Origin of the sequence: Hypericibacter terrae (assembly GCF_008728855.1) — a bacterium.
Classification (GTDB): domain Bacteria; phylum Pseudomonadota; class Alphaproteobacteria; order Dongiales; family Dongiaceae; genus Hypericibacter; species Hypericibacter terrae.
Map to the genome: position 1 here is coordinate 4,512,362 of NZ_CP042906.1, position 25,860 is coordinate 4,538,221.

At 66.1% G+C, this 25,860-nt stretch carries 20 protein-coding genes and 1 pseudogene; 12 read left to right on the plus strand and 9 right to left on the minus strand.

The window, feature by feature from the left end; translation table 11 throughout:
- The first annotated feature begins 45 nt into the window (after positions 1-45).
- On the plus strand, positions 46-249 hold the full coding sequence (gene rpsU, locus FRZ44_RS20790) for a 30S ribosomal protein S21 (RefSeq protein ID WP_151119368.1): 204 nt from the start codon (positions 46-48) through the stop codon (positions 247-249).
- A 259-nt stretch (positions 250-508) separates the two neighbouring features.
- Here the strand turns inward: rpsU and FRZ44_RS20795 are convergent, their stop codons facing one another.
- The 4 genes and pseudogenes from FRZ44_RS20795 to FRZ44_RS20810 form a co-directional block, all read right to left on the minus strand.
- Complete coding sequence (locus FRZ44_RS20795) at positions 509-1,852, minus strand: NAD(P)(+) transhydrogenase (Re/Si-specific) subunit beta (protein ID WP_407658102.1); 1,344 nt, start codon at positions 1,850-1,852, stop codon at positions 509-511.
- 77 nt (positions 1,853-1,929) lie between these two features.
- A pseudogene (locus FRZ44_RS20800) lies at positions 1,930-2,205 on the minus strand (NAD(P) transhydrogenase subunit alpha); the annotation flags it as partial.
- Between the two features lie 53 nt (positions 2,206-2,258).
- Entirely contained in the window at positions 2,259-3,407 is a 1,149-nt protein-coding gene (locus tag FRZ44_RS20805; RefSeq protein ID WP_151178980.1) for a Re/Si-specific NAD(P)(+) transhydrogenase subunit alpha, read from the minus strand.
- A gap of 135 nt (positions 3,408-3,542) precedes the next feature.
- The gene (locus FRZ44_RS20810) at positions 3,543-4,916 is read right to left on the minus strand and encodes an ABC1 kinase family protein (RefSeq protein ID WP_151178981.1); all 1,374 of its coding nucleotides are present in this window, start codon (positions 4,914-4,916) and stop codon (positions 3,543-3,545) included.
- 51 nt (positions 4,917-4,967) lie between these two features.
- On the opposite strand from FRZ44_RS20810, the gene FRZ44_RS20815 reads away from it, so the two are divergent.
- Both FRZ44_RS20815 and FRZ44_RS20820 read left to right on the plus strand, forming a co-directional pair.
- Complete coding sequence (locus tag FRZ44_RS20815; protein ID WP_151178982.1) at positions 4,968-5,786, plus strand: CPBP family intramembrane glutamic endopeptidase; 819 nt, start codon at positions 4,968-4,970, stop codon at positions 5,784-5,786.
- Between the two features lie 179 nt (positions 5,787-5,965).
- Positions 5,966-6,736 carry a CPBP family intramembrane glutamic endopeptidase gene (locus FRZ44_RS20820; protein WP_151178983.1) on the plus strand — a complete coding sequence of 257 codons (771 nt, stop codon included), beginning with the start codon at positions 5,966-5,968 and terminating at the stop codon, positions 6,734-6,736.
- Positions 6,737-6,745: 9 nt separating this feature from the next.
- Here the strand turns inward: FRZ44_RS20820 and FRZ44_RS20825 are convergent, their stop codons facing one another.
- On the minus strand, positions 6,746-8,539 hold the full coding sequence (locus FRZ44_RS20825; protein ID WP_151178984.1) for a M3 family oligoendopeptidase: 1,794 nt from the start codon (positions 8,537-8,539) through the stop codon (positions 6,746-6,748).
- Positions 8,540-8,724: 185 nt separating this feature from the next.
- Here FRZ44_RS20825 and FRZ44_RS20830 point away from each other — a divergent pair, with 185 nt between their 5' ends.
- Entirely contained in the window at positions 8,725-10,545 is a 1,821-nt protein-coding gene (locus tag FRZ44_RS20830) for an AMP-dependent synthetase/ligase (protein ID WP_318526380.1), read from the plus strand.
- Between the two features lie 383 nt (positions 10,546-10,928).
- On the opposite strand, the gene FRZ44_RS20835 is transcribed toward FRZ44_RS20830, so the two are convergent.
- Entirely contained in the window at positions 10,929-11,456 is a 528-nt protein-coding gene (locus tag FRZ44_RS20835; RefSeq protein WP_151178985.1) for a hypothetical protein, read from the minus strand.
- Positions 11,457-11,783: 327 nt separating this feature from the next.
- On the opposite strand from FRZ44_RS20835, the gene FRZ44_RS20840 reads away from it, so the two are divergent.
- A complete protein-coding gene (locus FRZ44_RS20840; RefSeq protein ID WP_225308375.1) occupies positions 11,784-12,227 on the plus strand; it encodes a DUF411 domain-containing protein in 444 nt (147 codons plus the stop codon).
- A gap of 10 nt (positions 12,228-12,237) precedes the next feature.
- Here FRZ44_RS20840 and FRZ44_RS20845 read toward each other — a convergent pair whose 3' ends face one another.
- On the minus strand, positions 12,238-13,221 hold the full coding sequence (locus FRZ44_RS20845; protein ID WP_151178987.1) for an NAD-dependent epimerase/dehydratase family protein: 984 nt from the start codon (positions 13,219-13,221) through the stop codon (positions 12,238-12,240).
- A 230-nt stretch (positions 13,222-13,451) separates the two neighbouring features.
- On the opposite strand from FRZ44_RS20845, the gene FRZ44_RS20850 reads away from it, so the two are divergent.
- Positions 13,452-14,285 carry a BKACE family enzyme gene (locus tag FRZ44_RS20850; protein ID WP_151178988.1) on the plus strand — a complete coding sequence of 278 codons (834 nt, stop codon included), beginning with the start codon at positions 13,452-13,454 and terminating at the stop codon, positions 14,283-14,285.
- Positions 14,286-14,292: 7 nt separating this feature from the next.
- The gene (locus FRZ44_RS20855) at positions 14,293-17,790 is read left to right on the plus strand and encodes an indolepyruvate ferredoxin oxidoreductase family protein (RefSeq protein ID WP_151178989.1); all 3,498 of its coding nucleotides are present in this window, start codon (positions 14,293-14,295) and stop codon (positions 17,788-17,790) included.
- A gap of 48 nt (positions 17,791-17,838) precedes the next feature.
- Here FRZ44_RS20855 and FRZ44_RS20860 read toward each other — a convergent pair whose 3' ends face one another.
- The gene (locus tag FRZ44_RS20860) at positions 17,839-18,849 is read right to left on the minus strand and encodes an IS30 family transposase (RefSeq protein ID WP_151175267.1); all 1,011 of its coding nucleotides are present in this window, start codon (positions 18,847-18,849) and stop codon (positions 17,839-17,841) included.
- Between the two features lie 107 nt (positions 18,850-18,956).
- Complete coding sequence (locus tag FRZ44_RS20865; RefSeq protein ID WP_151178990.1) at positions 18,957-19,841, minus strand: DMT family transporter; 885 nt, start codon at positions 19,839-19,841, stop codon at positions 18,957-18,959.
- Between the two features lie 372 nt (positions 19,842-20,213).
- Between FRZ44_RS20865 and FRZ44_RS20870 the strand changes: the two genes are divergently transcribed.
- The 5 genes from FRZ44_RS20870 to FRZ44_RS20890 all read left to right on the plus strand — a co-directional run bounded on the left by FRZ44_RS20870 (position 20,214) and on the right by FRZ44_RS20890 (position 25,772).
- Entirely contained in the window at positions 20,214-21,809 is a 1,596-nt protein-coding gene (locus FRZ44_RS20870) for a peptide ABC transporter substrate-binding protein (protein WP_225308376.1), read from the plus strand.
- 98 nt (positions 21,810-21,907) lie between these two features.
- Positions 21,908-22,837 carry an oligopeptide ABC transporter permease OppB gene (oppB, locus tag FRZ44_RS20875; RefSeq protein WP_151178991.1) on the plus strand — a complete coding sequence of 310 codons (930 nt, stop codon included), beginning with the start codon at positions 21,908-21,910 and terminating at the stop codon, positions 22,835-22,837.
- Entirely contained in the window at positions 22,830-23,711 is an 882-nt protein-coding gene (locus FRZ44_RS20880) for an ABC transporter permease subunit (protein WP_225308377.1), read from the plus strand. Before oppB ends, FRZ44_RS20880 begins: the two co-directional genes overlap by 8 nt.
- A gap of 1 nt (position 23,712) precedes the next feature.
- The gene (locus FRZ44_RS20885) at positions 23,713-24,753 is read left to right on the plus strand and encodes an ABC transporter ATP-binding protein (protein WP_151178993.1); all 1,041 of its coding nucleotides are present in this window, start codon (positions 23,713-23,715) and stop codon (positions 24,751-24,753) included.
- On the plus strand, positions 24,750-25,772 hold the full coding sequence (locus FRZ44_RS20890) for an ABC transporter ATP-binding protein (RefSeq protein ID WP_151178994.1): 1,023 nt from the start codon (positions 24,750-24,752) through the stop codon (positions 25,770-25,772). Before FRZ44_RS20885 ends, FRZ44_RS20890 begins: the two co-directional genes overlap by 4 nt.
- Positions 25,773-25,860: the final 88 nt, after the last annotated feature.

The window sequence follows — 25,860 nt, forward strand, 5'->3', positions numbered from 1 at the left end:
CCCGGCCCGTTATTTTTTGTCCCCGTTTGGAGAGCAGAGGCGTCCTTGCAAGTTCTCGTTCGTGACAACAACGTCGATCAGGCCCTGCGCGCGCTCAAGAAGAAGATGCAGCGCGAGGGTATCTTCCGCGAGATGAAGATGCGCCGTAACTACGAGAAGCCCTCCGAGCGCCGCGCGCGCGAGAAGGCGGAAGCGGTCCGCCGCCACCGCAAGCTGCTGCGCAAGCGCATGGAGCGCGAAGGCTACTAAGCCGACGCCCCGCTTCGGCGGATCCAGAGATACGAAACGGCGCTGCCCCCAGGGGCGGCGCCGTTTTTGATTCTGGGCTTAGCCTCGAATGGCGCGGACTTTTCGTTGCCCGCGAAGCTTCTCAATCGTCATCCCCGCGAAAGCGGGGACCCATCTTGATCCAGGTCACCAGGCTTAGAGTTGGGTCCCCGCTTTCGCGGGGATGACGGTAAGAGCGATGGCGACCACGGGCTCGGAACAATCGCGACCGCGCCGAGAATTACCCCAGCGCCTTCACGATCCCCTCGGTCACCTTCTTCGCGTCGCCGAACAGCATCATGGTGTTGTCGCGGAAGAAGAGCTCGTTCTCGACGCCGGCATAGCCCGAGGCCATCGAGCGCTTGATGAAGAGCACGGTCTTGGCCTGCTCGACCTCGAGGATCGGCATGCCGTAGATCGGGCTCTTGGGATCGTTCTTGGCGGCGGGATTGGTGACGTCGTTGGCGCCGATCACGAAGGCGACGTCGGTCGAGGAGAATTCGCGGTTGATGTCCTCGAGCTCGAACACCTCGTCATAGGGCACGTTGGCTTCGGCCAGCAGCACGTTCATATGGCCCGGCATGCGGCCCGCCACCGGATGGATGGCGTAGGAGATCTTGACGCCTTCCTTCTTCAGGATGTCGGCCATCTCGCGCAAGGCATGCTGCGCCTGCGCGACCGCCATGCCGTAGCCCGGCACGATGATCACCGAGCCCGCATTCTTCAGGATGAAGGCCGCGTCCTCGGGCGAGCCCGATTTGACCGGCCGGTCGGCGGCCTTGGGCCCGCCCGCCGCGGCGGCCCCGGAATCGGTGCCGAACCCGCCCAGGATCACGTTGAAGATCGAGCGGTTCATCCCCTTGCACATGATGTAGCTGAGGATGGCGCCCGACGAGCCGACGAGGGCGCCGGTCACGATCAGGAGGCTGTTGCCGAGCGTGAAGCCGATGCCGCAGGCGGCCCAGCCCGAATAGGAGTTGAGCATCGACACCACCACCGGCATGTCGGCGCCGCCGATGGGCAGGATCAGCAGGAAGCCCACCAGCAGCGACAGTGCGATCAGCACCCAGAAGACGATCGGGTCCTGGGTGATCACCAGCGCCACGATCAGGGCGACGATGGCGATGCCGATGGCGGCGTTGAGGATATGCTGGCCCTTGAAGACCAGGGGCGCGCCCGAGAGCAGCGCCTGCAGCTTGGCGAAGGCGACGATCGAGCCGGTGAAGGTGATGGCACCGATGGCGACCCCCAGCCCCATCTCGACCAGGCTCTGGCCCTTGATGGCGCCGATGGTGCCGATGCCGAACTCGTCCGGCGAGAAGAAGGCCGCGACCGCGACGCAGACCGCGGCCAGGCCGACCAGGCTGTGGAAGGCCGCCACCAGCTGCGGCAGGGCCGTCATCTGGATGCGCAGCGCGATCACGGTGCCGATGGCGCCGCCGACCAGGATCGCCGCGGCGATGATCGGATAGGAAACCACCTCGGGCGAGGCCAGCGTGGTGGCGATGGCGATGGCCATGCCCGCCATGCCGAAGAAATTGCCGCCGCGGGAGGTCACGGGGCTCGACAGGCCGCGCAGCGCCATGATGAAGCAGATGGCAGCGGCGAGATAGGCGTAGGCCGAAAGTTCTTCCGTCACAATATCGCTCCCGCGCCTGAGGCCTATTTCTTCGGCTCTTTTTTCTTGAACATGGACAACATCCGGTTGGTCACGATGAACCCGCCGAAGATGTTGACCGAGGCCAGCGCCACCGCGATGAAGCCCATCACCTGCGAGAGATTGAAATGCGCAGGACCGGCCGCGATCAGCGCGCCGACGATGATGACGCTCGAGATCGCGTTGGTGACGGCCATGAGCGGCGAATGCAGCGCCGGCGTCACCCGCCAGACCACGTAATAGCCGACGAAACAGGCCAGCACGAAGACAGTGAAGAGTTGGACGAAGGGCGCGTGAGCGTGAGTCGCGAGCGTGTCTTCCATGTCGGTCTCCCTCAGCCCGCCAATGCCGGATGCACGACCTTGCCGTCGCGGGTCAGGCCGGTGCCTTTGATGATCTCGTCGTCCCAGTTGATTTTCAGGCCCTTGGTCTCCTTGTCGATCATGAGGGAGACGAAGGCCAGGAGGTTGCGGGCATAGAGCGAGCTGGCGTCGGCCGCGAGGCGCGAGGGCAGGTTGAGATGCCCGACGATCGTGACGCCATGCTTGACCACGACCTTGCCGGGCTCGGCGATCGGGCAATTGCCGCCCTGCTCGACCGCAAGATCGACGATGACGGAGCCGGGCTTCATGGTCTTGACCATCTCCTCGCTCACCAGCACCGGCGCCTTGCGGCCGGGGATGAGCGCCGTCGTGATGACGATGTCCTGCTTCTTGATGGTCTCGGCCGTCAGCGCCGCCTGTTTCTGCTTGTAGGCGTCGCTCATTTCCTTGGCATAGCCGCCGGCGGTCTCGGCCTGCTTGAACTCCTCGTCCATCACCGCGACGAAGGTGGCGCCGAGACTCTCGACCTGCTCCTTGGCGGCGGGACGCACGTCGGTCGCCGAGACGATGGCGCCGAGGCGCCGCGCGGTCGCGATCGCCTGCAGCCCCGCCACGCCGGCGCCCATCACCAGCACGCGCGCCGGCGCGATGGTGCCGGCTGCCGTCATCATCATCGGAAAGGCCCGCCCGAACTCGGCCGCCGCGTCGACCACGGCCTTGTAGCCGGCGAGGTTCGACTGCGAGGAGAGCACGTCCATCACCTGCGCGCGGGTGATGCGCGGCATCATCTCCATGGCAAAGGCAACGACACCCTTGGCCGCATATTGCTGCACCTGGTCCTTGGCGCCGTGGGGGCTCAGGATCCCCACCAGCACCGCGCCGGATTTCATCAGCGCCAGCTCGTCGGGGCCGCCCTCGGCCGCCGTCAGCGGTCGCTGCACCTTCAGCACCAGATCGGCATCCTTGAGCGCCGAAGCCTCGTCGGGCGCGATCTCCGCGCCCGCAGCCTTGTAGGCCTCGTCGGAGATGTTGGCGCCGCCGCCGGCACCGGTCTCGATCACGACGCTGGCGCCGAGGCCGACATATTTCTTCACGGTGTCGGGCGACACCGCCACGCGCGCCTCGTGAGGGCGCCGTTCCCTGGCTACGCCAATCTTCATGAAACCCCGTCCCGCTCGCTGCCCCGCCGAAATCCGGAGCCCCCTGCATTGGCCGACAACAATGCCCAAGGCGGGCCCGATTCACAAGCGGCCCGGACCGGCGCGGGCGGGAAATTGGCCTGATTCTGGTGCGGGTTACTCGGTCGCCTGAAGGCCGGCCGCCTGGAGCGCCTTGGCCTGCCGCTTGCCCAGTGTCTTCACGTCGAAATCCTCGATCAAGCCATGGAACAGCCGGTGCCAGTTCACCTCGGCCTTGAGATGGAGGAAGACCGAGCCCAGCCCGACGGCGGCGCGGTCCATCAGCAGGAATTCGCGCGGCGGCTTCACGGGCCCCAGCCGGCGCAGCTCGGCATGGACCTCCTGCGCCACCTCGCGCCCATAGCTGCCGGCCCCGGTCTCCTGGATCAGCCGGCTGCGATCCTCGAGCAGCGGGCCATAGACGAAGGCGGCCCAGCGATTGAGCACGTCGATGATCTCGGGTGTCAGCCCCTCGAAGCCCCAATTCTCATAGGCCGAGACCGCGAGCTTGCGGTTGCCGGTCTCGAGCGCGCGGTAGAGATCGATGACGCCGGCCACGAATTTCGGCGGAAAGATCCGGATGCAGCCGAAATCGAGCAGATTGACGCTGCCATCGTCGCGGACCGTGTAGTTGCCGAGATGCGGATCGCCATGGATCACGCCGAATCCGTAGAAGGGCGCATACCAGGCCTGGAACATGGCGAGCGCCACCTTGTTGCGCAAAGCGATGTCCGGCTTGTCGGCGAGGAAGGTCTTGAGCGGCCGGCCCTCGAGCCAACCCATGGTCAACAACCGGTCGGTCGAGAGCGCGGGCACCGGCACCGGCACATGGACTTGCTTCTCGCCGCCCAGCATCGCGCCATAGAGCAGCATATGCTTGGCCTCGCGGCGGTAATCGAGCTCCTCGCGCAGCCGCGCCGCGATCTCGGCATGGATGTTGGCGGAGTCGATGGAGCGATCGTAACGGCCATAGAGCGCGAGGATCAGCTTGAGCTGGCCGATATCGGCTTCGACGGCGCTCGGCATGTCGGGATATTGCAGCTTGCAGGCCAGCAGCCGCCCCTCCTTCGAGACCGCGCGATGCACCTGGCCCAACGAGGCGGCCGCGGCCGCTTCCGGCTCGAAGCTCTTGAAGCGCGCCTGCCAGTCGGGCCCGAGCTCCGCCGCCATGCGGCGCTTGACGAAATTCCACCCCATCGAGGGCGCGTTCGACTGCAGCCCGGCAAGCTCGGCCGCATATTCCTCGGGCAGCGCATCGGGAATGGTCGAGAGCAACTGCGCCACCTTCATGAGGGGGCCTTTCAGCCCGCCCAACGCGATCTTGAGATCGGAGGCATGGCGCGCGCTGTCGAGCGGCAGGCCCAGGAACCGCTTGCCCGCGAGCCGTGCCGCGGCCCCTCCGACCGCCGTGCCGACCTGGGCATAGCGGCGCACGCGTCCGGTCAGGCGGTTGCGTTCGGCGCTCTTGGTTTTGGTTTTGCGCTCGGTCATGGTTCTTTAGTAAACTTCCCGCAAAAATTGAACGCCTGACGGAATTTTCTCATGGCGGAAGAGGGCCTAGCGTATACATCCACTTTCAAACAGGCGCCCCAAATGTCGCTGAGCGCAAGCGTCCCTCCATCACCTCGATTCAACAAGACTGACATTGTCTGGATACTGGGTACTGTTGCCGCTGCCGTTCTCATTGGACTTGCAGCACGGTTTTCGACTGTTGCCGCGCTCGTGATGACCGGGGCGCCTTGGGCGAGCCCAGATGCCAATCCTGTGAATCTCTATCTTCTGTCGAATTTAGCATTCGCTCTTGCCTTTTCGTTGATCTCGATACTTGGAGCGTTGTGTCTCATTCGTCGTCGGAGTCTTTCACGGCATGATATTGGGCTTCGAGCTTCACAGCCAATTTGGTATGCCGTCGGCGGTGTCGCGTTTCTTGTTCTCTCTGTGACGAACAGTGCCGCTGGTTACTGGTTAAACGAGCATGTGCCTACCGCGAGGCGATTTCTTGGTTTACTTGCGTTACCCTATTCCTGCTCGCTGATTTGGGCTGCTGTTTTCGGACTCTGCGTTCAACCTATCTGGATATTCGTTCATGAGCTCGTTTGGCGCGGCCTCGCTTATCGATGGCTTCGCGAAAGATCGACGGCGGTCGTCGCGATCATTGTAAGCGCAAGCCTGTCCGCTTGGCCCAGCCTCTTGTACATCGGGCAGAATAGCGCGGTCGCTGCCTACCTCGCGAGCTTCTACTTCTTGATGGGTGCCATCTCCGGAATTCTCCTTCAAATGAGCAAGTCACTCTGGCCGGTAATCTCCGCTGCGATTGTCGCTGGGCTAGCGCTTGCAACCTTGCACCGACTTGCGCTGTAGCTTCAAAGAACCACTCGTTCCTCGATCGAAGAATGACTGATTTGGGGTGGCGAGCGATGCGCTTTCAGCGGGATGAGTGCCTGTGGGTTACGCCTTGTCGCCCACTCCCGCCCGTGACAGCTTGCTCGGCATGACTTCAACCCGAGATCTCCATGACTAGTTGCCCTCCTAGTTCCCTTGTGACCGAGCCTCCTCGTCCCTTCAAGCCACCGGGGTTACGCCGCTATGACATCCTCTGGATCGCCGGCATCTTCATCCTGAGCCAGCTTGCGACCGGCGTGGTCGTGATCCTGGTGATGAAGGGCAACGGCCTGCTCTCGACCTTCCGGGACGCGCTGGCGCTTCCGGAAATGGAGGCCACCCAGCTCGCCCTGGTCGCGGCCGTCGTCGCGGCCGGCGTCATTCTCGCCGCGGCCGGCTATGGGCTGGCGCGGGGGCGCGGGCTCGAGGCGGGCCGCTTCGGCCTGGGCCGCGTGCGCTGGCCCTGGCTGCTGGCGGCCGTGATCCTGTTCGCGGCCTTCAACTGGGCCGACGGCATCGTCTCCAACTGGCTCGATCCCACCGGCCAGTTGCAGCAGGACATGGCCGAGGGCTTCTTCCCGATGCACCAGTCGCTGGCCTGGGCGATCGCGGTCGCGCTCGCCGTCGGGCCGATCACGGCACTCGGCGAGGAGATCCTGTTCCGCGGGCTGCTCTATCGCTGGTTCCGCGAGCGCCTCGGCATCGTGCTCGCGGCCCTCCTCAGCGCCGCGATCTTCGCCGCGGTCCATTTCTATTTCATCGAGGTGCCGGGCCTCTCGGGCCAGGTGATGACCGTCGAGATCCTGGTCTTCGGCCTGATCGCGGCCGGCCTCTATCAGGGCAGCGGCTCGCTCTGGCCGCCGATCCTGTTCCACGCCCTCAGCAACGGAACGGTCGTGTTCCTGGCCTACGCGCCGCCGACGGGTTGAGCCGCCGGCTCACGCCTTCTCCAGCTCGTCGATGAAGCCGGCGATGACGCCGAGGCCCTTGCTCCAGAAGGCAGGGTCGGCTGCGTCGAGCCCGAAGGGCGCCAGCAGCTCGCGATGGCGCTTGGTGCCGCCGGCCGCCAGCAGCTCCAGATATTTCTTCGGGAACCCCTCGGGCCGCTCGCGATAGACCGCATAGAGCGAGTTCACCAGGCAGTCGCCGAAGGCGTAGGCATAGACATAGAACGGCGAATGGATGAAATGCGGGATATAGGCCCAATAGACGCTGTAGTCTGAATCGGGCCCGAGCTTGATCCCCGGCCCCAGCGCCTCGATCTGGGTGTCGAGCCAGATCCTGCCGATCTCGTCGGCCGTGAGCTCGCCCTGGCGGCGCGTGTCATGCAGCCGGCGCTCATATTCATGCATCGCGATCTGGCGCACGACGGTGTTGAGCATGTCCTCGACCTTGGAGGCGAGGAGGATGCGCCGGCGCTCCGGATCGGTCTCGCGCGTCAGCAGCGACTGGAAGGTCAGCATCTCGCCGAACACCGAGGCGGTCTCGGCGAGGGTCAAGGGCGTGTCGGACAGCAGCAGCCCTTGCGGTCCCGCCAGCACCTGATGCACGCCATGGCCCAGCTCATGGGCGAGCGTCATCACATCGCGGGTGCGGCCGCGATAGCTCATCAGCAGATAGGGATGGGCTGAGGGCACCGTCGGATGGGCGAAGGCGCCCGGCGACTTGCCGGGCCGCGGGCTGGCATCGATCCAGGGCCGGTCGAAGAAGCGCCGGCCGAGCGCGCCCAGCTCGGGCGAAAAGGCGCTGTAGGCGTCGAGCACCAGCTTCTCGGCATCGCCCCAGCTGACGCTGCGGTCCTTGTCCTGCGGCAGCGGCGCGTTGCGGTCCCAGTAATCGAGGGCCTCCACCCCGAACCATTTCGCCTTCAGCTTGTAATAGCGATGCGACAGCCTCGGATAGGCGTCCTTGACCGCCTTCACCAGCGCATCGACCACCTCGTCCTCGACCTGGTTGGCGAGATTGCGCGAGGAGACGGGACGCGGAAATTTCCGCCAGCGGTCCTCGATCTCCTTGTCCTTGGCGAGCGTGTTGGTGACGAGCGAGAAGGCCTTGAGCCGCGAGCGGAAGCCGGCCGCGAGCCCGTCGGCCGCCGCCTTGCGCTTCTTGCCGTCGCGATCGACCAGCAGCGTGAGCGCGGCTTCGGAGGTGAGTTCCTTGCCGTCCACATTGAAGCGCATCTCGGCGACGGTCTCGTCGAAGAGCCGGTTCCAGGCCGAGGCGCCGGTGATGCGCTTCTCATGCAGCAGCTTCTCGACCTCGTCCGACAGCTGATGCGGGCGGAAGGAGCGCACCGTCTCGAGCCAGGGCCGGTAGCGGGCCAGCGCCGGCGCCTTGAGCTGCCCGGCGAAGACCGCATCGTCGATCTTGTTGAGCTCGAGGGTGACGAACAGCAGGTCGGACGAGATGTCGGTCGTGCGCTCGTCGATCGTCTGATGGAAGCGCGCGATCTCGGGATCGCTCATATTGCCCGCATAGCTAAGCTGCGCGTAGCTGGCGAGCCGCCCGAGCCGCTCCTGGATCGCCTCATATTCGACGATGAGGGCGCCCAGCGCCGCGCCTTCGTGGCCCGCGATCCTCCCCTCGAAACGCCGGCGCAGATCCTTGGCCTGTTTGGCGGCCTCCTCGAGGTCGCGCGTCAGCGCCGGCGCATCGGACGAGGGATAGAGATCCGTCAGGTCCCAGACGGGGAGCTCCGACTTCTCGCCGATCTTCGCGCTGTCATCCGCCATCACAAGCTCTCCGCTGCCGCTCGTCCGTTCAATCCCGTGCGAATTCCGCGCCTCCGCCCACCGACCGTCCGGGGCCGGCTTGGCGCGGGCTTCGCCCCGTGGGATATAAGGCGTCGACCGGTTCCCGCCAAGCACCGCGTCCAAAGGCTTACGCGGCTTTCAGGTACCCCATCAGGGAGGGGGATTTGACGGAATCACGGCTGGTGACCGCGCCCGGCGACTATGATCGCTGGAACAGCCTGCCGCAGATGTTCTTCGAACAGGCGCGGCGCACGCCCGATGTCCCCTTCCTGTGGCAGAAGGTGGGGGGCGCGTGGGTTCCCACCCGCTACGGCCAGGCGGCCAGCCAGGTCCGCCGTCTCGCCCGCGGGCTGGCGGCCTTCGGGCTCAAGCCCGGCGAGCGGGTCGTGCTGCTCTCGGAAAGCCGGCCCGAATGGGCCATCGCCGATCTCGCCATCATGACGGCGCGCGGCATCACCGTTCCGGCCTATGTCACCAACACCATCACCGACCATCACCATGTGCTGACCCACAGCGGTGCGGCGGCCGTGATCGTCTCGACCAAGGCGCTGTCGACCCGCCTGCTGCCGGCGGCGATCATGGCGCCCGAGCTGCGCTGGATCGTGGCGATCGAGGATCTGGGCCTGGCGCAGCGCCCGGCCAAGCCGGTCTTCGCCTGGAGCCAGGTCCTGACCACGGGCGATGCCGCGCCGGACCAGGTCGATGAGCGCCTGGCCGCCACGAAGCGCACAGACACAGCCTGTTTCATCTATACCTCCGGCACCGGCGGCACGCCCAAGGGCGTGATGCTGAGCCATGGCGCCATCATCGCCAATTGCCGCGGCGCCTTCGGCGTGCTGTCGGAGCTCAATCTCAGCCACGAGCTGTTCCTCTCCTTCCTGCCGCTGTCGCACGCCTATGAGCATACGGCGGGACTCTATTTCCCGATCTCGATCGGCGCCGAGATCTATTACGCCGAGAGCATCGACAAGCTGACGGAGAACATCGGCGAGATCCGGCCCACCATCATGACCGCCGTGCCGCGGCTCTATGAGGCGATGCATCGGCGCATCCAGCGCGGACTGGTCCATGCAGCCCCCTCCAAGCGCCGCTGGTTCGATCGCGCGCTGGCCCTGGGCCGGCGCAAGGCGCTCAACCTGGCGCCGCTCTCGCCGGTCGAGCGGCTCCTGGATCTCGCCTGCGATATCCTGGTGCGGCGCAAGGTCCGGGCGCGGTTCGGCGGCCGCCTCAAGGCCTTCGTCTCCGGCGGGGCCGCGCTCAATCCCGATATCGGCGCCTTCTTCCTGGCGCTGGGCCTGCGCATCCTCCAGGGCTACGGCCAGACCGAGGCGGCGCCGGTGATCTCGGTCAACCGGCTGGGCCGGGTGCGGATCGACACGGTGGGACCGGCGATCGACGGCGTCGAAATCAGGCTCGCCGAGGATGGCGAGATCCTGGTGCGCGGCGAAGTGGTGATGCAGGGCTATTGGCGCGACGAGGAAGCGACCGCCAAGGCCATCCATGAGGGCTGGCTCTATACCGGCGACATCGGCACGCTCGACAAGGACGGCTATCTCAGGATCACCGACCGCAAGAAGGACCTGATCAAGCTTTCGGGCGGCGACAACATCTCGCCCGCCCGGGTCGAAGGCTTCCTGGTGGCGCAGCCCGAGATCGGCCAGGCGATGGTGTGGGGCGAGCACCGGCCGCATCTGGTGGCGTTGCTGGTGCCGGAAACCGAGTTCCTCGCCCAATGGTCGGAACGCCATCGGAAACCGGGCGAGCTGGCCCAGTTGCATGAGGATCCGGAGGTCGCCAGGAGCCTGGGCGAGGCGGTCGCGCGCGTGAATGCCAGCCTCTCGGCGGTCGAGCGCATCCGCCGCTACACCGTGGCGCCCGAGGGCTTCACCATCGAGAACGGCATGCTGACGCCCTCGCTCAAGATCAAGCGCCACAAGATCCGCGAGCGATTTGGGCCGCTGATCGACGCGCTCTATGAGCGGTGAGGGAGTGTGAGGCGAGTGAATCCCCTCCCCCAGCTTTTGGGGGAGGGTTGGGGAGGGGGCTGCTCGGTATCGGCCCCTTGGCATCCCGACGCAATCCTGGACCGAGTCATCCCCCTCCCTGCCCTCCCCCAAAAGTTGGGGGAGGGGATAGTCCGAAGAAGTTCGGGTTTGTCTTTCTAATCCCCTCCCCGCTTCCGGCAGGACTGTCCGGGGAACGGACTCAAGGGATTCAAACGACTCATTTTTATTGTTCTAAGTCTCGCACGCCCACGGATCACGTCTAATCCATATGCGCCAACACTTTGATACGATTCATGAAAACTTTCCCCGGACACTCCTGCGCTTCCGGGGGAGGGTCAGGGAGGGGGCTGCTCGATCTCCGGTCAGCCGCCGATGAGCGTGCAGGTCACCTTGCCCGCCGTCAGCGTGCCCTTGTCTTCGGTATAGGTGTTGGAACCCTCGGCGTCGGTGATGACGAGCTGCTTGCCGTCGTCGGTGAAGGTGCCGATCTTCTGCGTGCCCGCCGCGGTCTGGTCCTTGGGATCGACCATATAGGCCTCGTCGCCGCTCAGGCGCAGATTGCCGATCGCGCCGCTGTCGTCCTTGCAGGCATATTCGCGATCCTTGATCAGGGGCGGACCGCCGGGAACGGTCAGGGTACCGTCGTCCGCGATCGTCAAGGTCTGGTCGCCTTGCGGCATCTTCAGCGTGATCGTCTTCCCGCTGACGACATAGTCGAAATCGCCGCCACCCCCGACGGTGTCGACCGTCACCTTGCCGTTCGAATGGAAGTTCAGCGACATCAGCCCGTTCTTGTCGGAGTAGGAGCCCCCGAAATCGGGCTTCGAATCGCAAGCCGCCAGCAGCAACGCCGCCACCATCGCAGCCAGAGCCGCTCTACGCATCGCCATGTGCATTCATTCCTTTGTCATTTTCGTCGGCGCCCACCCAGCGGCGACGCTTCAAGCCGATGCGAGGCTCACAAAGCTCCCGCCCACCCCGGTCTCGGGGCAGTGCCAGCATCGGATTGAAGGGGGAAAGACTTTCGGCGGGACTTGCGCCGCAGGCACACTCACTTCCAGCATCGCGTGACGCTGTCGACAGTTTCTACCCGCGCTCGCGAGCTGCGGCCACAAGCCACTGCAGTATGATCGGGATTGAGTTACGATCGCAATCGCAATTGGGACATGTGACCGCTCCACCGACGATGATGGGTCCGATCGATGCGACGCCGTGAGATGCTGAAGCTATCGGTGGCGATATTGGCAGCCGGATTGTCCTACGACAGTGCTTCCGTGCGCGCGGACGATGCGCTCGTCCTTCATAAGGATCCGGCCTGCGGCTGCTGCACCGGTCACGCCGACTATCTGAGAGCCCACGGCTTCGCGGTGACCGTCGTCGAGACGCCCGACCTCGACTCGCTCCGGCGCCAGCATGGCGTGCCGGAAGCGCTCGCCGGCTGTCACACCATTCTCGCGGACGGCTATGTGATCGAGGGGCATGTGCCGGTCGAACCGATCCGGCGCCTGCTGTCGGAACGTCCCGACATCGTCGGCATCGCGCTGGCCGGCATGCCGATGGGCTCGCCCGGCATGGGCGGCGAGAAGACGGCGCCCTTCGTCATCTATCGGATCGAACGCGAAGCCGGGGCCGACGCGCCCAAGGTCTTCGCCATCGAATGAGGGCCGGCGCTCAGTCGACGCCGTAATAGCGCTTGTACCATTCGACCGTGCGGGGAATGCCTTCCTCGATGGGCGTGCGCGGCATGAAGCCCAGATCGCGCGTCGAGGCGCTGATATCGGCATAGGTCACATGGACGTCGCCCGGCTGCATCGGCGCGTCCTCGACCTTGGCCGGCTTGCCGCAGGCCGCTTCGACCACCTTGACGAAATCGCGCACGTCGACGGTGCGATGATTGCCGAGATTATAGATCGCATAGGGCAGCCCCTCGCGGTCCTTGGCAGGCGGACGGTCCAATGCCGCCAGCACGCCCGCCACGATGTCGTCGATATAGGTGAAGTCGCGCTTCAGATTGCCGCCATTGAAGAGCCACAGCTTGTTGCCGCGCATCACCGCGTCGATGAAGAGCAGGGCCGCCATGTCGGGCCGGCCCCAGGGCCCGTAGACCGTGAAGAAGCGCAAGCCCGTCGTCGGGATGCCGTAGAGATGGCTGTAGGTCGCGGCGATATGCTCGGCCGCGCGCTTGGAGGCGGCGTAGAGCGAGCGCGGGCGGTCGGCGCGGTTGTCGAGGGAGAAGGGCACCTCCTTGCTGTCGCCATAGACCGAGGAGCTGCTGGCGAAGACCAGATGCTTGAAGTCGGGGAGCTGGCGCACCGCCTCGACCATCGCCAGCTGACCGTCGATATTGCTGCGGATGAACTCCCAGGGATGGGTGATCGACCGGCGCACGCCAGGCTGGCCCGCCATATGCAGCACCCGGTCGATGCTGGCATAGCCCTCGAACAGGGCCGCCAGCGCCTTCGGATCGCCCACATCCAGGTCGTGAAAGCTGAAATCGTCGCGTTTCAGCAGCGCCTGGACCCGCGCCTGCTTCAGGGCGGGATCGTAGAAATGGATGAAGTTATCGACGCCCACGACTCGCTCGCCGCGGTCGAGCAGCGCGTTGACCAGGTGAAAGCCGATGAAGCCGGCGGCGCCGGTAACGAGGACGGTCATGAAATGTCCGCAAACCCGGGTGGGAACGTAAGGATATAGCCGAGCCGGCGCCGTAAATCATCCAACGTTACCAAGCCGCGGAAAAGCCCGGGCCGCCCCGCCCATTCATTGCAGGCGGACGGGCGCTCGGCTAGCTTCACGCAGAATCAACAGGCATAACTTGGCAACAACGACAATCCGGAACACCCGCCCTGGTCCGGCGGCGTCGAATCCGGTCCCAAGGGAGAGATATGGCTCAGCCAGCGATCATCACCGTCGCCATTACCGGGAGCCAGCCGACCAAGGCGCAGAACCCGGCCGTGCCCGTGACCCCGGCCGAGCAGATCGAGAGCACCCACGAGGCCTTCGAGGCCGGCGCCGCCCTGGTCCATATCCATGTGCGCGACGACGAGGGCCGCTCCTCCTCGGATGCTGACCGCTTCGCCCGGGTTCAGGAAGGCATCCGCCGCCACTGTCCGGGCATGATCGTCCAGTTCTCGACCGGGGGGCGCGGGCGCGACCCGTCCGAGCGCGGCTCGTCGCTCAAGCACCGGCCGGACATGGCGTCGCTCGCCACCGGCTCGGTCAATTTCGCCACCATCATCTATGAGAACCCACCGCAACTGATCGACGGGCTGGCGCAGACCATGCTGGCGCATGAGATCAAGCCCGAGATCGAGATCTTCGACCTGGCGATGCTCTATAACGCCCGCGAGCTGGTCGACCGGGGCCTGCTGAAGCCGCCGGTCCATGTCCAGTTCGTCATGGGCATTCCCGGCGCCCTCCCGGCGCGCGAGAAAGTGCTGGATTTCCTGATCGGCGAGCTGGCGGAGTTCCTGCCGGGCGCGACCTGGACCGCCGCGGCCACCGGCCGTCATCAGCTCGAGGCCAACCGCTGGGCACTCGCCAAGGGCGGTCACTTGCGCACGGGCCTCGAGGACAACATCTATTACGCCAAGGGCCGGCTTGCCGCGAGCAATGCCGAGCTGGTGGCCCGGGCCGCTGCGCTCTGCGCCGAGATGGGTCGTCCGCCGGCAAATCCCGCCGAGGCACGGAACCTTTTGGGCCTCCGGCCCGCTTCATGAGGCTCCCATGAGATTGGCGACCGTCAGCCTCGACGACAAATACACCGCTGAAAGCGGTCGCATCTTCCTGACCGGCACCCAGGCGCTGGTGCGCCTGCCGATGATGCAGCGCCGGCGCGACGAGGCGGCGGGCCTCAACACGGCGGCCTTCGTCACCGGCTATCGCGGCTCGCCGCTTGGCGGGCTCGATATGGCCATGGGACAGGCCCACAAGTTCCTCGAGCGCCACCACATCCGCTTCCAGGCGGGCGTGAACGAGGATCTGGCGGCGACCGCCGTCTGGGGCACGCAGCAGCTCGATCTCTTCGGCGATTCCAACTATGACGGCGTCTTCGCCCTCTGGTATGGCAAGGGCCCCGGCGTCGACCGCTCCGGCGACGCGCTGCGCCATGCCAATCTCGCCGGCACCGCCAGGCATGGCGGCGTGCTGGCGCTGGCCGGCGACGATCACACCTGCAAATCCTCGACCACCGCGCACCAGACCGAATTCGCCTTCATGGATGCGCAGATCCCGGTGCTGAACCCGGCGGGCGTGCAGGAGTTCCTCGATCTGGGCCTCCATGGCATCGCCCTCTCGCGCTATTCCGGTTGCTGGGTCGCGTTGAAATGCGTCGCCGACACGGTCGAGAGCTCGGCCTCGGTCTCGGTCGATCCGCACCGCGTCCAGATCGTCGCCCCGACCGATTTCGACATGCCCGCGGGCGGCCTCAATATCCGCCTCCCCTCCTCGCCCTTCGCCTCGGTCCAGGCGCTGGAGCAGGAGATGCGGCTGCATAAGTTCAAGCTGAAGGCGGTGCTGGCCTATGCCCGCGCCAACCAGCTCGACCGCGCGGTGATCGACGGGCCGAAGCGCCGGCTCGGCATCGTCACCACCGGCAAATCCTATCTCGATCTGCGCCAGGCGCTGGACGATCTCGGCATCGACGAGGCCCATGCCGAGGAAGTGGGCCTGAGCGTCTACAAGGTCGGGCTGGTCTGGCCGCTCGAGCCCGAGAACCTCAAGCGATTCGCCGAAGGCCTCGAGGAGATCCTGGTGGTCGAGGAGAAGCGGCCGCTGCTCGAGGACCAGATCAAGACTATCCTCTATGACGCGCCGGCCGGCCGCCGGCCGCGCGTCATCGGCAAATATGACGAAAGCGGCGAATGGATCCTGCCCTCGGCCGACGAGCTCTCCCCCGCCATGATCGCGCGCGTCATCGCCAAGCGCATCAAGCGCTTCTATGACAGCCCGCGGATCGAGGAGCGGCTGGGTTTCCTCGAGGCCAAGGAGAAGGCGCTCGAAGGCTACAAGCCCGCCATCAAGCGCGTCGCCTATTTCTGCTCGGGCTGCCCGCACAACACCTCGACGCGCGTGCCCGACGGCAGCCGCGCGCTGGCCGGCATCGGCTGCCATTACATGGCGCAGTGGATGGACCGGAACACCGACACCTTCACCCAGATGGGCGGCGAGGGCGCCACCTGGATCGGCCAGGCGCCGTTCTCGAAGACGCCGCACGTCTTCCAGAACCTCGGCGACGGCACCTATTTCCATTCGGGTTCGCTGGCGATCCGCGCCGCGGTGGGGGCCGGCGTCAACATCACCTACAAGCTCCTCTATAACGACGCGGTCGCGATGACCGGCGGCCAGCATGTCGATGGCCCGCTCGACGTGCCGCGGGTCACGCGCCAGCTCGCGGCCGAAGGTGTCGGCCGCATCTGCCTCGTGACCGACCAGCCCGAGCTCTATGAGGGCGATTCCTCGCTGGCGCCGGGCACCGAGATCTCGCACCGCGACCAGCTCGACGCCGTGCAGCGCTCGCTGCGCGAGACGCCGGGCGTGACCGCGCTGGTCTATGCGCAGACCTGCGCCGCCGAGAAGCGGCGCCGGCGCAAGCGCGGCCTGATGGAAGATCCCGCCAAGCGGGTCCTCATCAACGAGCGCGTCTGCGAGGGCTGCGGCGATTGCAGCAAGCAGTCGAACTGCCTCTCGGTCGTGCCGGTCGAGACCGAGTTCGGCCGCAAGCGCGCGATCGACCAGTCCTCCTGCAACAAGGACTTCTCCTGCGTGAAGGGCTTCTGCCCGAGCTTCGTCACCGTCAAGGGCGGGTCGCTCAGGAAGCGCCGCCCCGCGAAGCCGAACGGCGCGGCCGCCTTGCCGCCTTTGCCCGAGCCGCAGCGGCCGGGCACGGCCGAGCCCTACGGCATCCTCGTCACCGGCGTCGGCGGCACCGGCGTGGTCACGGTCGGCGCCCTGATCGGCATGGCCGCCCATATCGAAGGCAAGGGCTGCACCATCCTCGACATGACCGGCCTCGCGCAGAAGGGTGGCGCCGTCATCAGCCATCTGCGCATCGCCGACAATCCCGCCGACATCCATGCGGTCCGGGTCGCTGCCGGCGGCGCCCGGCTGCTGCTGGGCTGCGATCTCGTGGTCGCCGCCAGCTATGACGCGCTGACCAAGCTGCATAAGGGTGTGAGCCGCGCCGTCATCAATCTCGAAGAGAGCATCACCGGGGATTTCACGCGCCACCCCGACATGGGGTTCCCGATCGCCGACCTGAAGCGCGCGGTCGTCGATGCGGTCGGGCGTGACGATGTCGATTTCGTCGACGCCTCGCGCCTGGCGACGGCGATCATGGGCGATTCGATCGCGAGCAATCTCTTCATGCTGGGCTTCGCCTATCAGAAGGGCCTGATCCCGGTCTCGGGCGAGGCGCTGGAACAGGCGATCGAGCTCAACGGCGCAGCGGTCGAGCAGAACCGCCAGGCCTTCCGCTGGGGCCGGCGCGCCGCCCACGACCCGGCCTCGGTCGAGACCGCCGCCGAGGCCGCCGATCCGGCGTCGGCCCCGCGGCCGATCGCGACCACGCTCGAGGAGATCGTGAACCTGCGGGCCCGCGACCTGACCGCCTATCAGAACGACGCGCTGGCGCGCCGCTATCGCGATCTCGTCGCCTTGGTCGAGGTGGCCGAGGCCGAGCGCACGCCCGGCCGTCGCGGCCTTGCCGAGGCGGTCGCGCGCAACTATTACAAACTCCTCGCCTACAAGGACGAGTATGAGGTGGCGCGGCTCCTCTCCGACCCGGCGTTCCGCCAGTCGCTGGCGAGCCAGTTCGAGGGGAACTGGAAGGTCTCGCTCAATCTGGCGCCGCCGATCATCGCCAGGCGCGACCCCGAGACCGGCCATCTGCTCAAGCGCGAATTCGGCCCCTGGCTGCTCAAGGTCTTCGGCATCCTGCCGCATTTCCGCTTCCTGCGCGGCACGGCGCTCGATCCCTTCGGCCGCACCGCCGAGCGCAAGCGCGAGCGCGCGTTGATCGTCGAGTATGAGGCGCTGGTGAAGGAGATCCTGGCCAGGCTCGATCACGAGAACCACCGCGTCGCGGTGGCGCTGGCCGACCTGCCGGACCAGATCCGCGGCTATGGCCATGTGAAGGACGCATCGATCGAGAAGACCAAGGTGCGCGAGGCCGAGCTGCTCGCGACGTTCCGCAGCGCGCCGGTCCAGGCCGCGGCGGCGGAGTAGGCGGGACTCTCGCTCATCCGATTTGGCACAGAGGCGAGCACCCGATCGTCACCCCCGCGAAAGCGGGGGGATGGATTCACACTCCAAGTGCAACACTTGGCTGCAGAAGATTTCAGCGGGGCTGTGCCAGTCAAGGCATTTGCGCGGGGTGTTGTTGTAGGCGCGGACCAGATTTGAGAGTTGGCGTGTGGTGAGGGTGTCGAGGTTGGTTTTTCTGGGGATGTTGCGGCGCAATCGCCCGATGGCGTTTTCGACGCCCCCTTTCTGCCAGGGAGCATAGGGGTCGCAGAAGAAGGTCTGGATATCGAGGCGGTGGAGCTCGTAGTGACGGGCGAACTCGGTGCCATTGTCGAAGGTGATGGTCTGGCGCAGGGATTGGGGCAGAGGCCCGAGCAAGCTGGCGATAGCGTCGGCGATCGGCTCGGCATGCTTGCCGTTGGACCGGCCGACGATGAGCAGGCGGGAGGATCGCTCATGCAAGGCGAGGAGGGCCTGGCCGTAGCGGGTGAACATCATGAGATCGGCTTCCCAGTTGCCGGCGACCGAACGGTCCCCGACGGCGGCGGGTCTTTCTGCAATGGAAACACGATCTTGGATGTGCAGGGCCGAGCTGCCGCCCTTGCGGCCGCGGCGGCCGCGTTTGCTCTTGGCGCGGGGCAGGTAATGGCGCCAGCGATAGTCCTTGTGGCGGGTGATCTGGGCCTGGATGAAGCGGTAGATGCTCTCCGGGCTGATGACGTGCCGGCCCTGCTGGCGTTCGAGCCAGCCGCAGACCTGCTCGGGCGACCAGCCTTTCTTCAGGCCGTCGAGGACTTGCCGGCGCAACTTGGCGTCACGTTCCAGACGCGAGCCTCGCCAGCGCCGGGCCCGGGTCTGCTGCTGGGCGTAGACGGCCCGATAGCCGATCTGACGGCCGGTGTTTCGCTTCAGCTCCCGAGAAATCGTCGATGCTGGGCGATCCAGAGCTGCAGCGATCTGGCGGATCGAGTGGTCTTTGGCCTGAAGGCTGGCAAGGATGGCGCGCTCTTCGGCCGAGAGCTGAGTGTATTTTGTTCCCATGGCAACACCCTAATCTGGTGTTGCACTTCGTTTGAAAATTCAGCGGGCCCAACTCGCTCCAGCGTATCAAGCTGAAAGATGGGTCCCCGCTTTCGCGGGGATGACGGTCAGCGCCGTCGCGCGATCACCACGCCGGCGAAGATCATGATGGTGGCGGCGATCAGGATCGCGGTCGGCCGTTCGCCGAGCCAGAAGAAGGCGAGCACCAATCCCGAGAGCGGCTGCAGGAACTGGATCGTGCCCATGCGCGCGATGCCGCCATGGCCGAGCGCCCAGTACCAGCCGATATAGCCCATGATCGAGGTGACCCAGGCGAGCATCGCGATGGTGCCCCAGGCGATCCAGCTCGCCTCCGGCAGGCTTCCGCCCGTCTCGAAGGCCAGGAACGGCGCCACCGCGAGCGCGCCCGCGGTCACGCCCCAGAGCGTGGTGCCGAGGCTGGCATAGCCGGACTGGGTGAGCCGCGCGCCGGCGACATAACCCATGGCGGCGAACAGACTGGCGAACAGGATCAGGCAATCGCCGAGGATCGAGGCCTCGCCCGCCGAGGTCGGCATGCGGCCGAGGATCAGCAGGATCTCGCCGGCGAAGGCGACCGCACAACCCGCCCACCAGACCCGGCTGGGCCGGCGCCGCTCGATGGCCGCGGCATAGAGCCCGGTGAAGATGGGGAGCGCGGCCAAGATCAGTCCGCCATGCATGGCCGAGGTCATGCGCTGGCCGATGGTGTAGAGAATCGGAAAGGCCACGAAGCCGCAGAAGCCCGAGAGCAGCAGCGGCCAGATCTGGCGGCCCTGGCGCGGCGGCTTGATGCGCAGGCCCAAGGCCAGGGGTGCCGCCGCCAGCCCGCCGAGCAGGGTGCGCAGCATGCCGACCAGCAGCGGATCGATCTCGCGCGCCGCGACCTTGGTGAAGACCGGCGTCGCCCCCCAGAACACCACTACGGCGAGCGCCACCAGGACGGGAATCCAACTCGAGCTCTTGGTCGTCATGTCGCCGGGGCCGTCCGCGTCGCAGGTTTATGTTTCAATGATTTCTTGTTCGCCTAAAGCAACGGCCGGCGAACCGCAATGGGCTTGGTGCATCGACGACAATTGTGACCGCGACGCCCGGGTCGCGACGGAACGCCCTGGCAACGATCGGTAATGCGGCAAGGCCGTATGGCGCCTCGGGTTTATCGCCGCCACGGGACGATGCGAGCAGGTGCTTGTCACCGGGACATGCGCTTGAACCTCCCCGCATATTGAAGGACTATTCCTGGGCAACGAACCCCGGCCGACCTTGAAAAGGCCCATGCGCATCGCCCCCCACGCGAACGCTGCCAAGGGCCAAGGCCCGGGAATCAGGGACAAGGAGGAAATCTCATGATGAATCGGCGAACGACGTTGAAACTGGCCGCCTTCGCGGTCGCGACGTTGCTGGCGGGAACCGCGATGGCGAATGCCGAGACGGTCCTGCGGCGCGGCAACGGCGCCGAGCCCGAGACGATCGATCCGCATAAATCCACGGGCGTGCCCGAGAACGCGATCGAGAACGACCTGTTCGAAGGCCTGGTCGCCTGGGGTCCCGACGGCAAGGAGGTGCCCGGTGTCGCCAAGAGCTGGGACATCAGCGACGACGGCACCGTCTACACCTTCCATCTGCGCGACGACGCGAAATGGTCGAACGGCGAGCCCGTGACCTCTGCCGACTTCGTCTATTCCTTCCAGCGCGCGGTGGATCCCAAGACGGCGTCCGACTACGCGCCCATCCTCTCACCGATCAAGAACGCCGACGACATCATCGCCGGCAAGATCACCGACCTCAACCAGCTCGGCGTGACCGCGCCCGACGCGCACACGGTCGTGATCAGCCTCAACGCATCCACGCCCTATCTGCTGGGCCTCCTGACCCACAACATCGCCATGCCCGTGCACAAGGCCACGGTCGAGAAGTTCGGCGATCAATGGACCCGGCCCGGCAACATCGTGTCGAACGGCCCCTTCATGCTGGCGGACTGGGTACCGCAGTCGCAGCTCACCATCGTCAAGAATCCGAATTTCCACGACGCCTCCAGCGTCAAGCTCGACAAGATCATCTATTACCCGACCGAGGATATTGCCGAGGAGCTGAAGCGCTATCGGGCCGGCGAACTCGACATCACCTACGACGTTCCGTCGGATCAGGTGAAGTGGGTCGAAGCCAACATGAAGGACGAGTTCCACAACACGCCCTATCTCGGCACCTACTACTACGTCATCAACCTGACCCGCGAGACGCTGGGCAAGGCGCAGCAGATCCGCAAGGCGCTGGCGCTCGGCGTCGACCGCGAGATCCTCGTCGACAAGATCACGCAGGCCGGCGAACTCCCCGCCTATAGCTGGGTTCCGCCCGATATCCTCGGGTACCAGCAGCAGTTCCTCGACTTCAAGGACGAGGCCAAGGCGCAGCGCCTGGCCGAAGCCAAGAAGCTCCTGGCCGATGCCGGCTACGGCCCCGACAAGCCGCTGAAGATCCAGCTCCTCTACAACACCAGCGAGAACCACAAGAAGATCGCGGTCGCGATCGCCGCGATGTGGAAGCCGCTGGGCGTCGAGCTCGAGCTGGTGAACCAGGAATGGAAAGTCTATCTCGAGACGCGCGACAAGAAGGATTTCGACATCGCGCGCGCCGCCTGGATCGGCGACTATCCCGATCCCATCAACTTCCTCGACATGTTCAAGTCGGATGCCGGTGCGCGCAACGATGCCGGCTACAACAATCCGAAGTTCGACGAGCTGCTGACGACCGCGGGCGCCACCGTCGATCCGAAGAAGCGGCTGGAGATCCTGGCGCAGGCCGAGAAGATCTTCCTCGACGACTACGCCATGATTCCGATCTATCACTACACCACCAAGCATATGCTGAGCCCGAAGCTGGTCGGATGGGAGTCCAACGTCCTGGACATCCATCCCGGCCGCTACCTCTCGCTGAAGTCCTGAGGTTCTCGACGCCGTCTTAGGGCGAGGCGGTGCCGTCACTCTCGGAGTAGAGTGCCGGCGCCGCCTGCCGACGGCGTTCCTCCCGGGCGCGACCGGCCATGCTCAATTATGCCATCAAGCGACTGATCGGCGCGGTTCCGACCCTGCTGCTGATCGTCGCCATCACCTTTTTCATGGTGCATCTGGCGCCCGGCGGTCCCTTCGACAAGGAACGGAAACTCTCCGCCGAGGTCGAAGCCAATCTGCGCAAGGCCTATCATCTCGACGAGCCCGTCATCCAGCAGTTCGGCCGCTATGTCGGCAATCTGCTGCAGGGCGATTTCGGGCCCTCCTTCCAGTACAAGGATTACAGCGTCACCGAGCTGATCCTCGGCGGCTTCCCCACCTCGCTCACGCTGGGTGCCATCGCCATGACGGCGGCCATCGTCTTCGGCATGGGAGCCGGCATGATCGCGGCGCTGCGCCAGAACAGCCTGCTCGATCATGTGCTGATGGGCGCTGCCGTGCTCGGCGTGGCGGTGCCCAACTTCGTAGTGGCGCCGCTTCTGACCCTGGTGATCGGGTTGTATCTTCACCTGCTCCCGGTGGGCGGCTGGAGCGATGGCGGCTTCTCGATCCGCCACGCGATCCTGCCGGCGACGGCCCTGGCGCTGCCGCAGGTTGCCGCGATCGCCCGGCTGATGCGCGGCAGCATGCTCGAGGTGCTCCGCACCAACTATATCCGCACCGCCCGCGCCAAGGGCCTGCCCGAGCGCATCACCCTGCTGCGCCATGGCGTCAAGGCCGCGCTGCCGCCGATCGTGTCCTATCTGGGGCCCGCGATAGCCAACATCATCACCGGCTCGATCGTGATCGAGCAGATCTTCGGCATTCCCGGCATCGGCCGCTATTTCGTCCAGGCCGCGCTCAACCGCGACTACACGCTGGTCATGGGCGTGGTGGTGTTCTATGGCGCCCTCATCATCCTGCTGAACCTGCTGGCGGACCTGGCCTATGGGCTGCTCGATCCGCAGGTGCGCTATGACTGATCTCGCCATCCCCTCCGCACCGGCACGGCCCCGCAGCCTCTGGGCCGATGCGCGCCGCCGCCTGTTCCGCAACAGGGCGGCGATGCTGAGCCTGATCCTGCTGGCGGCCATCACCCTCGCCTGCATGCTGGCGCCCCTCCTGGCCCCGCATCCGATGGACGAGGTCAATTGGGACCGGATCATGGCGCCGCCCGACTGGTCGCTGGGCTATTTCTTCGGCACCGACGAGAACGGCCGCGACCTCTTCGCCCGTGCGCTCTATGGCGGCCGCGTCTCGCTCTCGATCGGCGCGGTGGCGACGCTGGTCAGCCTCGTCATCGGCGTCGCCTGGGGTGCCGTCGCCGGCTTCGTCGGCGGCCGGGTCGATGCGCTCATGATGCGCATCGTCGACATCCTCTATGCGCTGCCCTTCGTCTTCTTCGTGATCCTGCTGACGGTCGTGTTCGGGCGCGACGTCATCCTCATGTATGTCGCGATCGGCGCCGTCTCCTGGCTCGACATGGCGCGCATCGTCCGCGGCCAGACCCTGAGCCTCAAGCGCAAGGAATTCATCGAGGCGGCGCACGCCTCGGGCGTGGGCACCTTCGCCATCCTGCGCCGGCATATCGTGCCCAACACGCTGGGCCCTGTCATCATCTACACGACGCTCACCGTGCCGCAGGTGATCCTGATCGAATCCTTCGTGAGCTTCCTGGGCTTGGGCGTGCAGGAGCCCAATGCCAGCTGGGGCACGATGGTGAACGAGGGCGCCCGGGTGATGGAGACCTCCTACTGGGTGCTGGTCTATCCGGCGACCCTGCTGGTGGTGACCCTGCTCTGCCTCAATTTCCTCGGCGACGGCCTGCGCGATGCGCTCGACCCGAAGGACCGCTGAGATGAGCGCCGTCGCCGCCTCCCGCCCCGCCCCCTCCACCGACCCCGTCTTCGAGGTCGAGGATCTGCGGGTCGCCTTCGCCCTCGAAGGCGGCGGGCGGATCGATGCCCTCGACGGCGTCAGCTTCTCGATTGCGCCCGGCGAGACCGTCGGCATCGTCGGCGAATCGGGCTCTGGCAAGACCCAGCTCTTCATGGCGGCGATGGGCCTGCTGGCGCGCAACGGCCGGGCGACGGGCCATGTGCGCTTCGCGGGCACCGAGATCCTGGGGCTGCCCCCGGCCGAGCTCAACCGTCTGCGCGGCGCGCGCTTCGCCATGGTGTTCCAGGACCCGATGACCTCGCTCAACCCGTTCCTCACGGTCGAGCGGCAACTGACCGAGGTGCTGGTCACCCATCGCGGCTTCGACCGCGCCCGCGCCCGCGACGCCGCCATCCAGATGCTCGAGCGGGTGCAGATTCCCGAGCCCGAGCGGCGCATCGGCATGTATCCGTTCGAGTTCTCGGGCGGCATGCGCCAGCGCGTGATGATCGCCATGGCGCTGCTCTGCGGGCCGGAATTCCTCATCGCCGACGAGCCGACCACCGCCCTCGACGTCACGATTCAGGCGCAGATCCTGTCGCTGCTGGCGGAACTCAAGCGCGACACCGGCATGGCGCTCGCGCTCATCACCCACGATCTGGGCGTCGTCGCCGGCCTCTGCGACCGGGTGCTGGTGATGTATGCGGGGCGTATTGTCGAAGAAGGTAGGGTCCAGGACCTGTTCCGCGAGCCGCTCCACCCCTACACCGCAGGACTGCTGGCCTCGATCCCGCGCGCGGACCCGATGTCGGTCGAGGATGACGAGCCGCCGCTGATCGCCATTCCGGGCCAGCCGCCCGACCTGCAGCATCTGCCGTCAGGCTGCGCCTTCCGCACGCGCTGCCGCTTCGCCTTCGAGCGCTGCGCGCGCGAGGTGCCGCCGCTGCGCGGCGCCGGCCAGGGCCGCGCCAAGGCGTGCCATCTCGATCAACCGCCGGCCGTGGGGACGCCCCGGCCATGATCGCATCCGGGAAGCCCACGCTCGATAAGGCCAAGCCGATCCTCTCGGTCAAGGATCTGCATGTCACCTTCCCGATCCGCCGCGGCCTGTTCCGGCGCGAAGCGACCCTGGTGGCGCTGGACGGGGTGAGCTTCGATCTCAAGCCGGGCGAGACGCTGGGACTGGTCGGCGAATCCGGCTCCGGCAAATCGACGCTGGGCCGCGCGGTGCTGCGGCTCCTGCCGCGCGTCGAGGGCCATGTTACCTGGCTGGGCCAGGATCTCGCGGGCCTGACGCCCGAGGCGCTGCGGCGCCTTCGCGCCGACATGCAGATCGTGTTCCAGGATCCGCTGGCCTCGCTCGATCCGCGCATGCCGGTCGGCGAGATCGTGGCCGAGCCGCTGCGCACCTTCCAGCCCGACCTGCCGAAGAAGGAACTCCGCGCGCGCGTCACCGGCATGCTGGCCCGCGTCGGCCTGGGGCCCGAGCATCTCGACCGCTATCCGCACGAATTCTCGGGCGGGCAGTGCCAGCGCATCGGCATCGCGCGCGCCATGATCAACCGCCCGAAGCTGGTGATCTGCGACGAGCCGGTCTCGGCCCTCGACGTCTCGATCCAGGCGCAGATCATCAATCTGCTGATGAAGCTGCAGCGCGAGGACGGGCTCGCCCTCATCTTCATCTCGCACAATCTCTCGGTGGTGCGGCATATCAGCCACCGCATCATGGTGCTCTATCTGGGCCGGGTTGCGGAGCTCGCCGACCGCCGCGCCCTGTTCCGCGAGCCGCGCCATCCCTACACCCAGGCGCTGATCTCGGCGGTGCCGCTGCCCGATCCCGAACGGGAGCGGGCGCGCCGGCATCTGGTGCTCAAAGGCGAGCTGCCTTCGCCGCTCGACCCGCCCTCGGGCTGCGCCTTCCGCACCCGCTGTCCCAAGGCGACCGCGATCTGCGCCGCCGAACGCCCGGCGCTCGAGGTCACGCCCGATGGCCACAGTGTCGCATGCCATCATTGGCGCGAAGGGCCGCGCGCGATCTGAGGCGATTTCGACGTTCGCCCGCCGCTTGCGATTTGAAAATACGACACAATCTTCATTCGGTAGATTCTGATGAAGATTGAAACCATCG

Coding starts and splice junctions, on each gene's coding strand:
- FRZ44_RS20795 (WP_407658102.1), bottom strand. CDS start 1,852: ATGGCGCTGCGCGGCCTGTCGAGCCCCGTGACCTCCCGCGGCGGCAAT.
- FRZ44_RS20805 (WP_151178980.1), bottom strand. CDS start 3,407: ATGAAGATTGGCGTAGCCAGGGAACGGCGCCCTCACGAGGCGCGCGTG.
- FRZ44_RS20810 (WP_151178981.1), bottom strand. CDS start 4,916: ATGACCGAGCGCAAAACCAAAACCAAGAGCGCCGAACGCAACCGCCTG.
- FRZ44_RS20815 (WP_151178982.1), top strand. CDS start 4,968: ATGGCGGAAGAGGGCCTAGCGTATACATCCACTTTCAAACAGGCGCCC.
- FRZ44_RS20825 (WP_151178984.1), bottom strand. CDS start 8,539: ATGGCGGATGACAGCGCGAAGATCGGCGAGAAGTCGGAGCTCCCCGTC.
- FRZ44_RS20835 (WP_151178985.1), bottom strand. CDS start 11,456: ATGGCGATGCGTAGAGCGGCTCTGGCTGCGATGGTGGCGGCGTTGCTG.
- FRZ44_RS20840 (WP_225308375.1), top strand. CDS start 11,784: ATGCTGAAGCTATCGGTGGCGATATTGGCAGCCGGATTGTCCTACGAC.
- FRZ44_RS20845 (WP_151178987.1), bottom strand. CDS start 13,221: ATGACCGTCCTCGTTACCGGCGCCGCCGGCTTCATCGGCTTTCACCTG.
- FRZ44_RS20850 (WP_151178988.1), top strand. CDS start 13,452: ATGGCTCAGCCAGCGATCATCACCGTCGCCATTACCGGGAGCCAGCCG.
- FRZ44_RS20855 (WP_151178989.1), top strand. CDS start 14,293: ATGAGATTGGCGACCGTCAGCCTCGACGACAAATACACCGCTGAAAGC.
- FRZ44_RS20860 (WP_151175267.1), bottom strand. CDS start 18,849: ATGGGAACAAAATACACTCAGCTCTCGGCCGAAGAGCGCGCCATCCTT.
- FRZ44_RS20865 (WP_151178990.1), bottom strand. CDS start 19,841: ATGACGACCAAGAGCTCGAGTTGGATTCCCGTCCTGGTGGCGCTCGCC.
- FRZ44_RS20870 (WP_225308376.1), top strand. CDS start 20,214: ATGATGAATCGGCGAACGACGTTGAAACTGGCCGCCTTCGCGGTCGCG.
- oppB (WP_151178991.1), top strand. CDS start 21,908: ATGCTCAATTATGCCATCAAGCGACTGATCGGCGCGGTTCCGACCCTG.
- FRZ44_RS20880 (WP_225308377.1), top strand. CDS start 22,830: ATGACTGATCTCGCCATCCCCTCCGCACCGGCACGGCCCCGCAGCCTC.
- FRZ44_RS20885 (WP_151178993.1), top strand. CDS start 23,713: ATGAGCGCCGTCGCCGCCTCCCGCCCCGCCCCCTCCACCGACCCCGTC.
- FRZ44_RS20890 (WP_151178994.1), top strand. CDS start 24,750: ATGATCGCATCCGGGAAGCCCACGCTCGATAAGGCCAAGCCGATCCTC.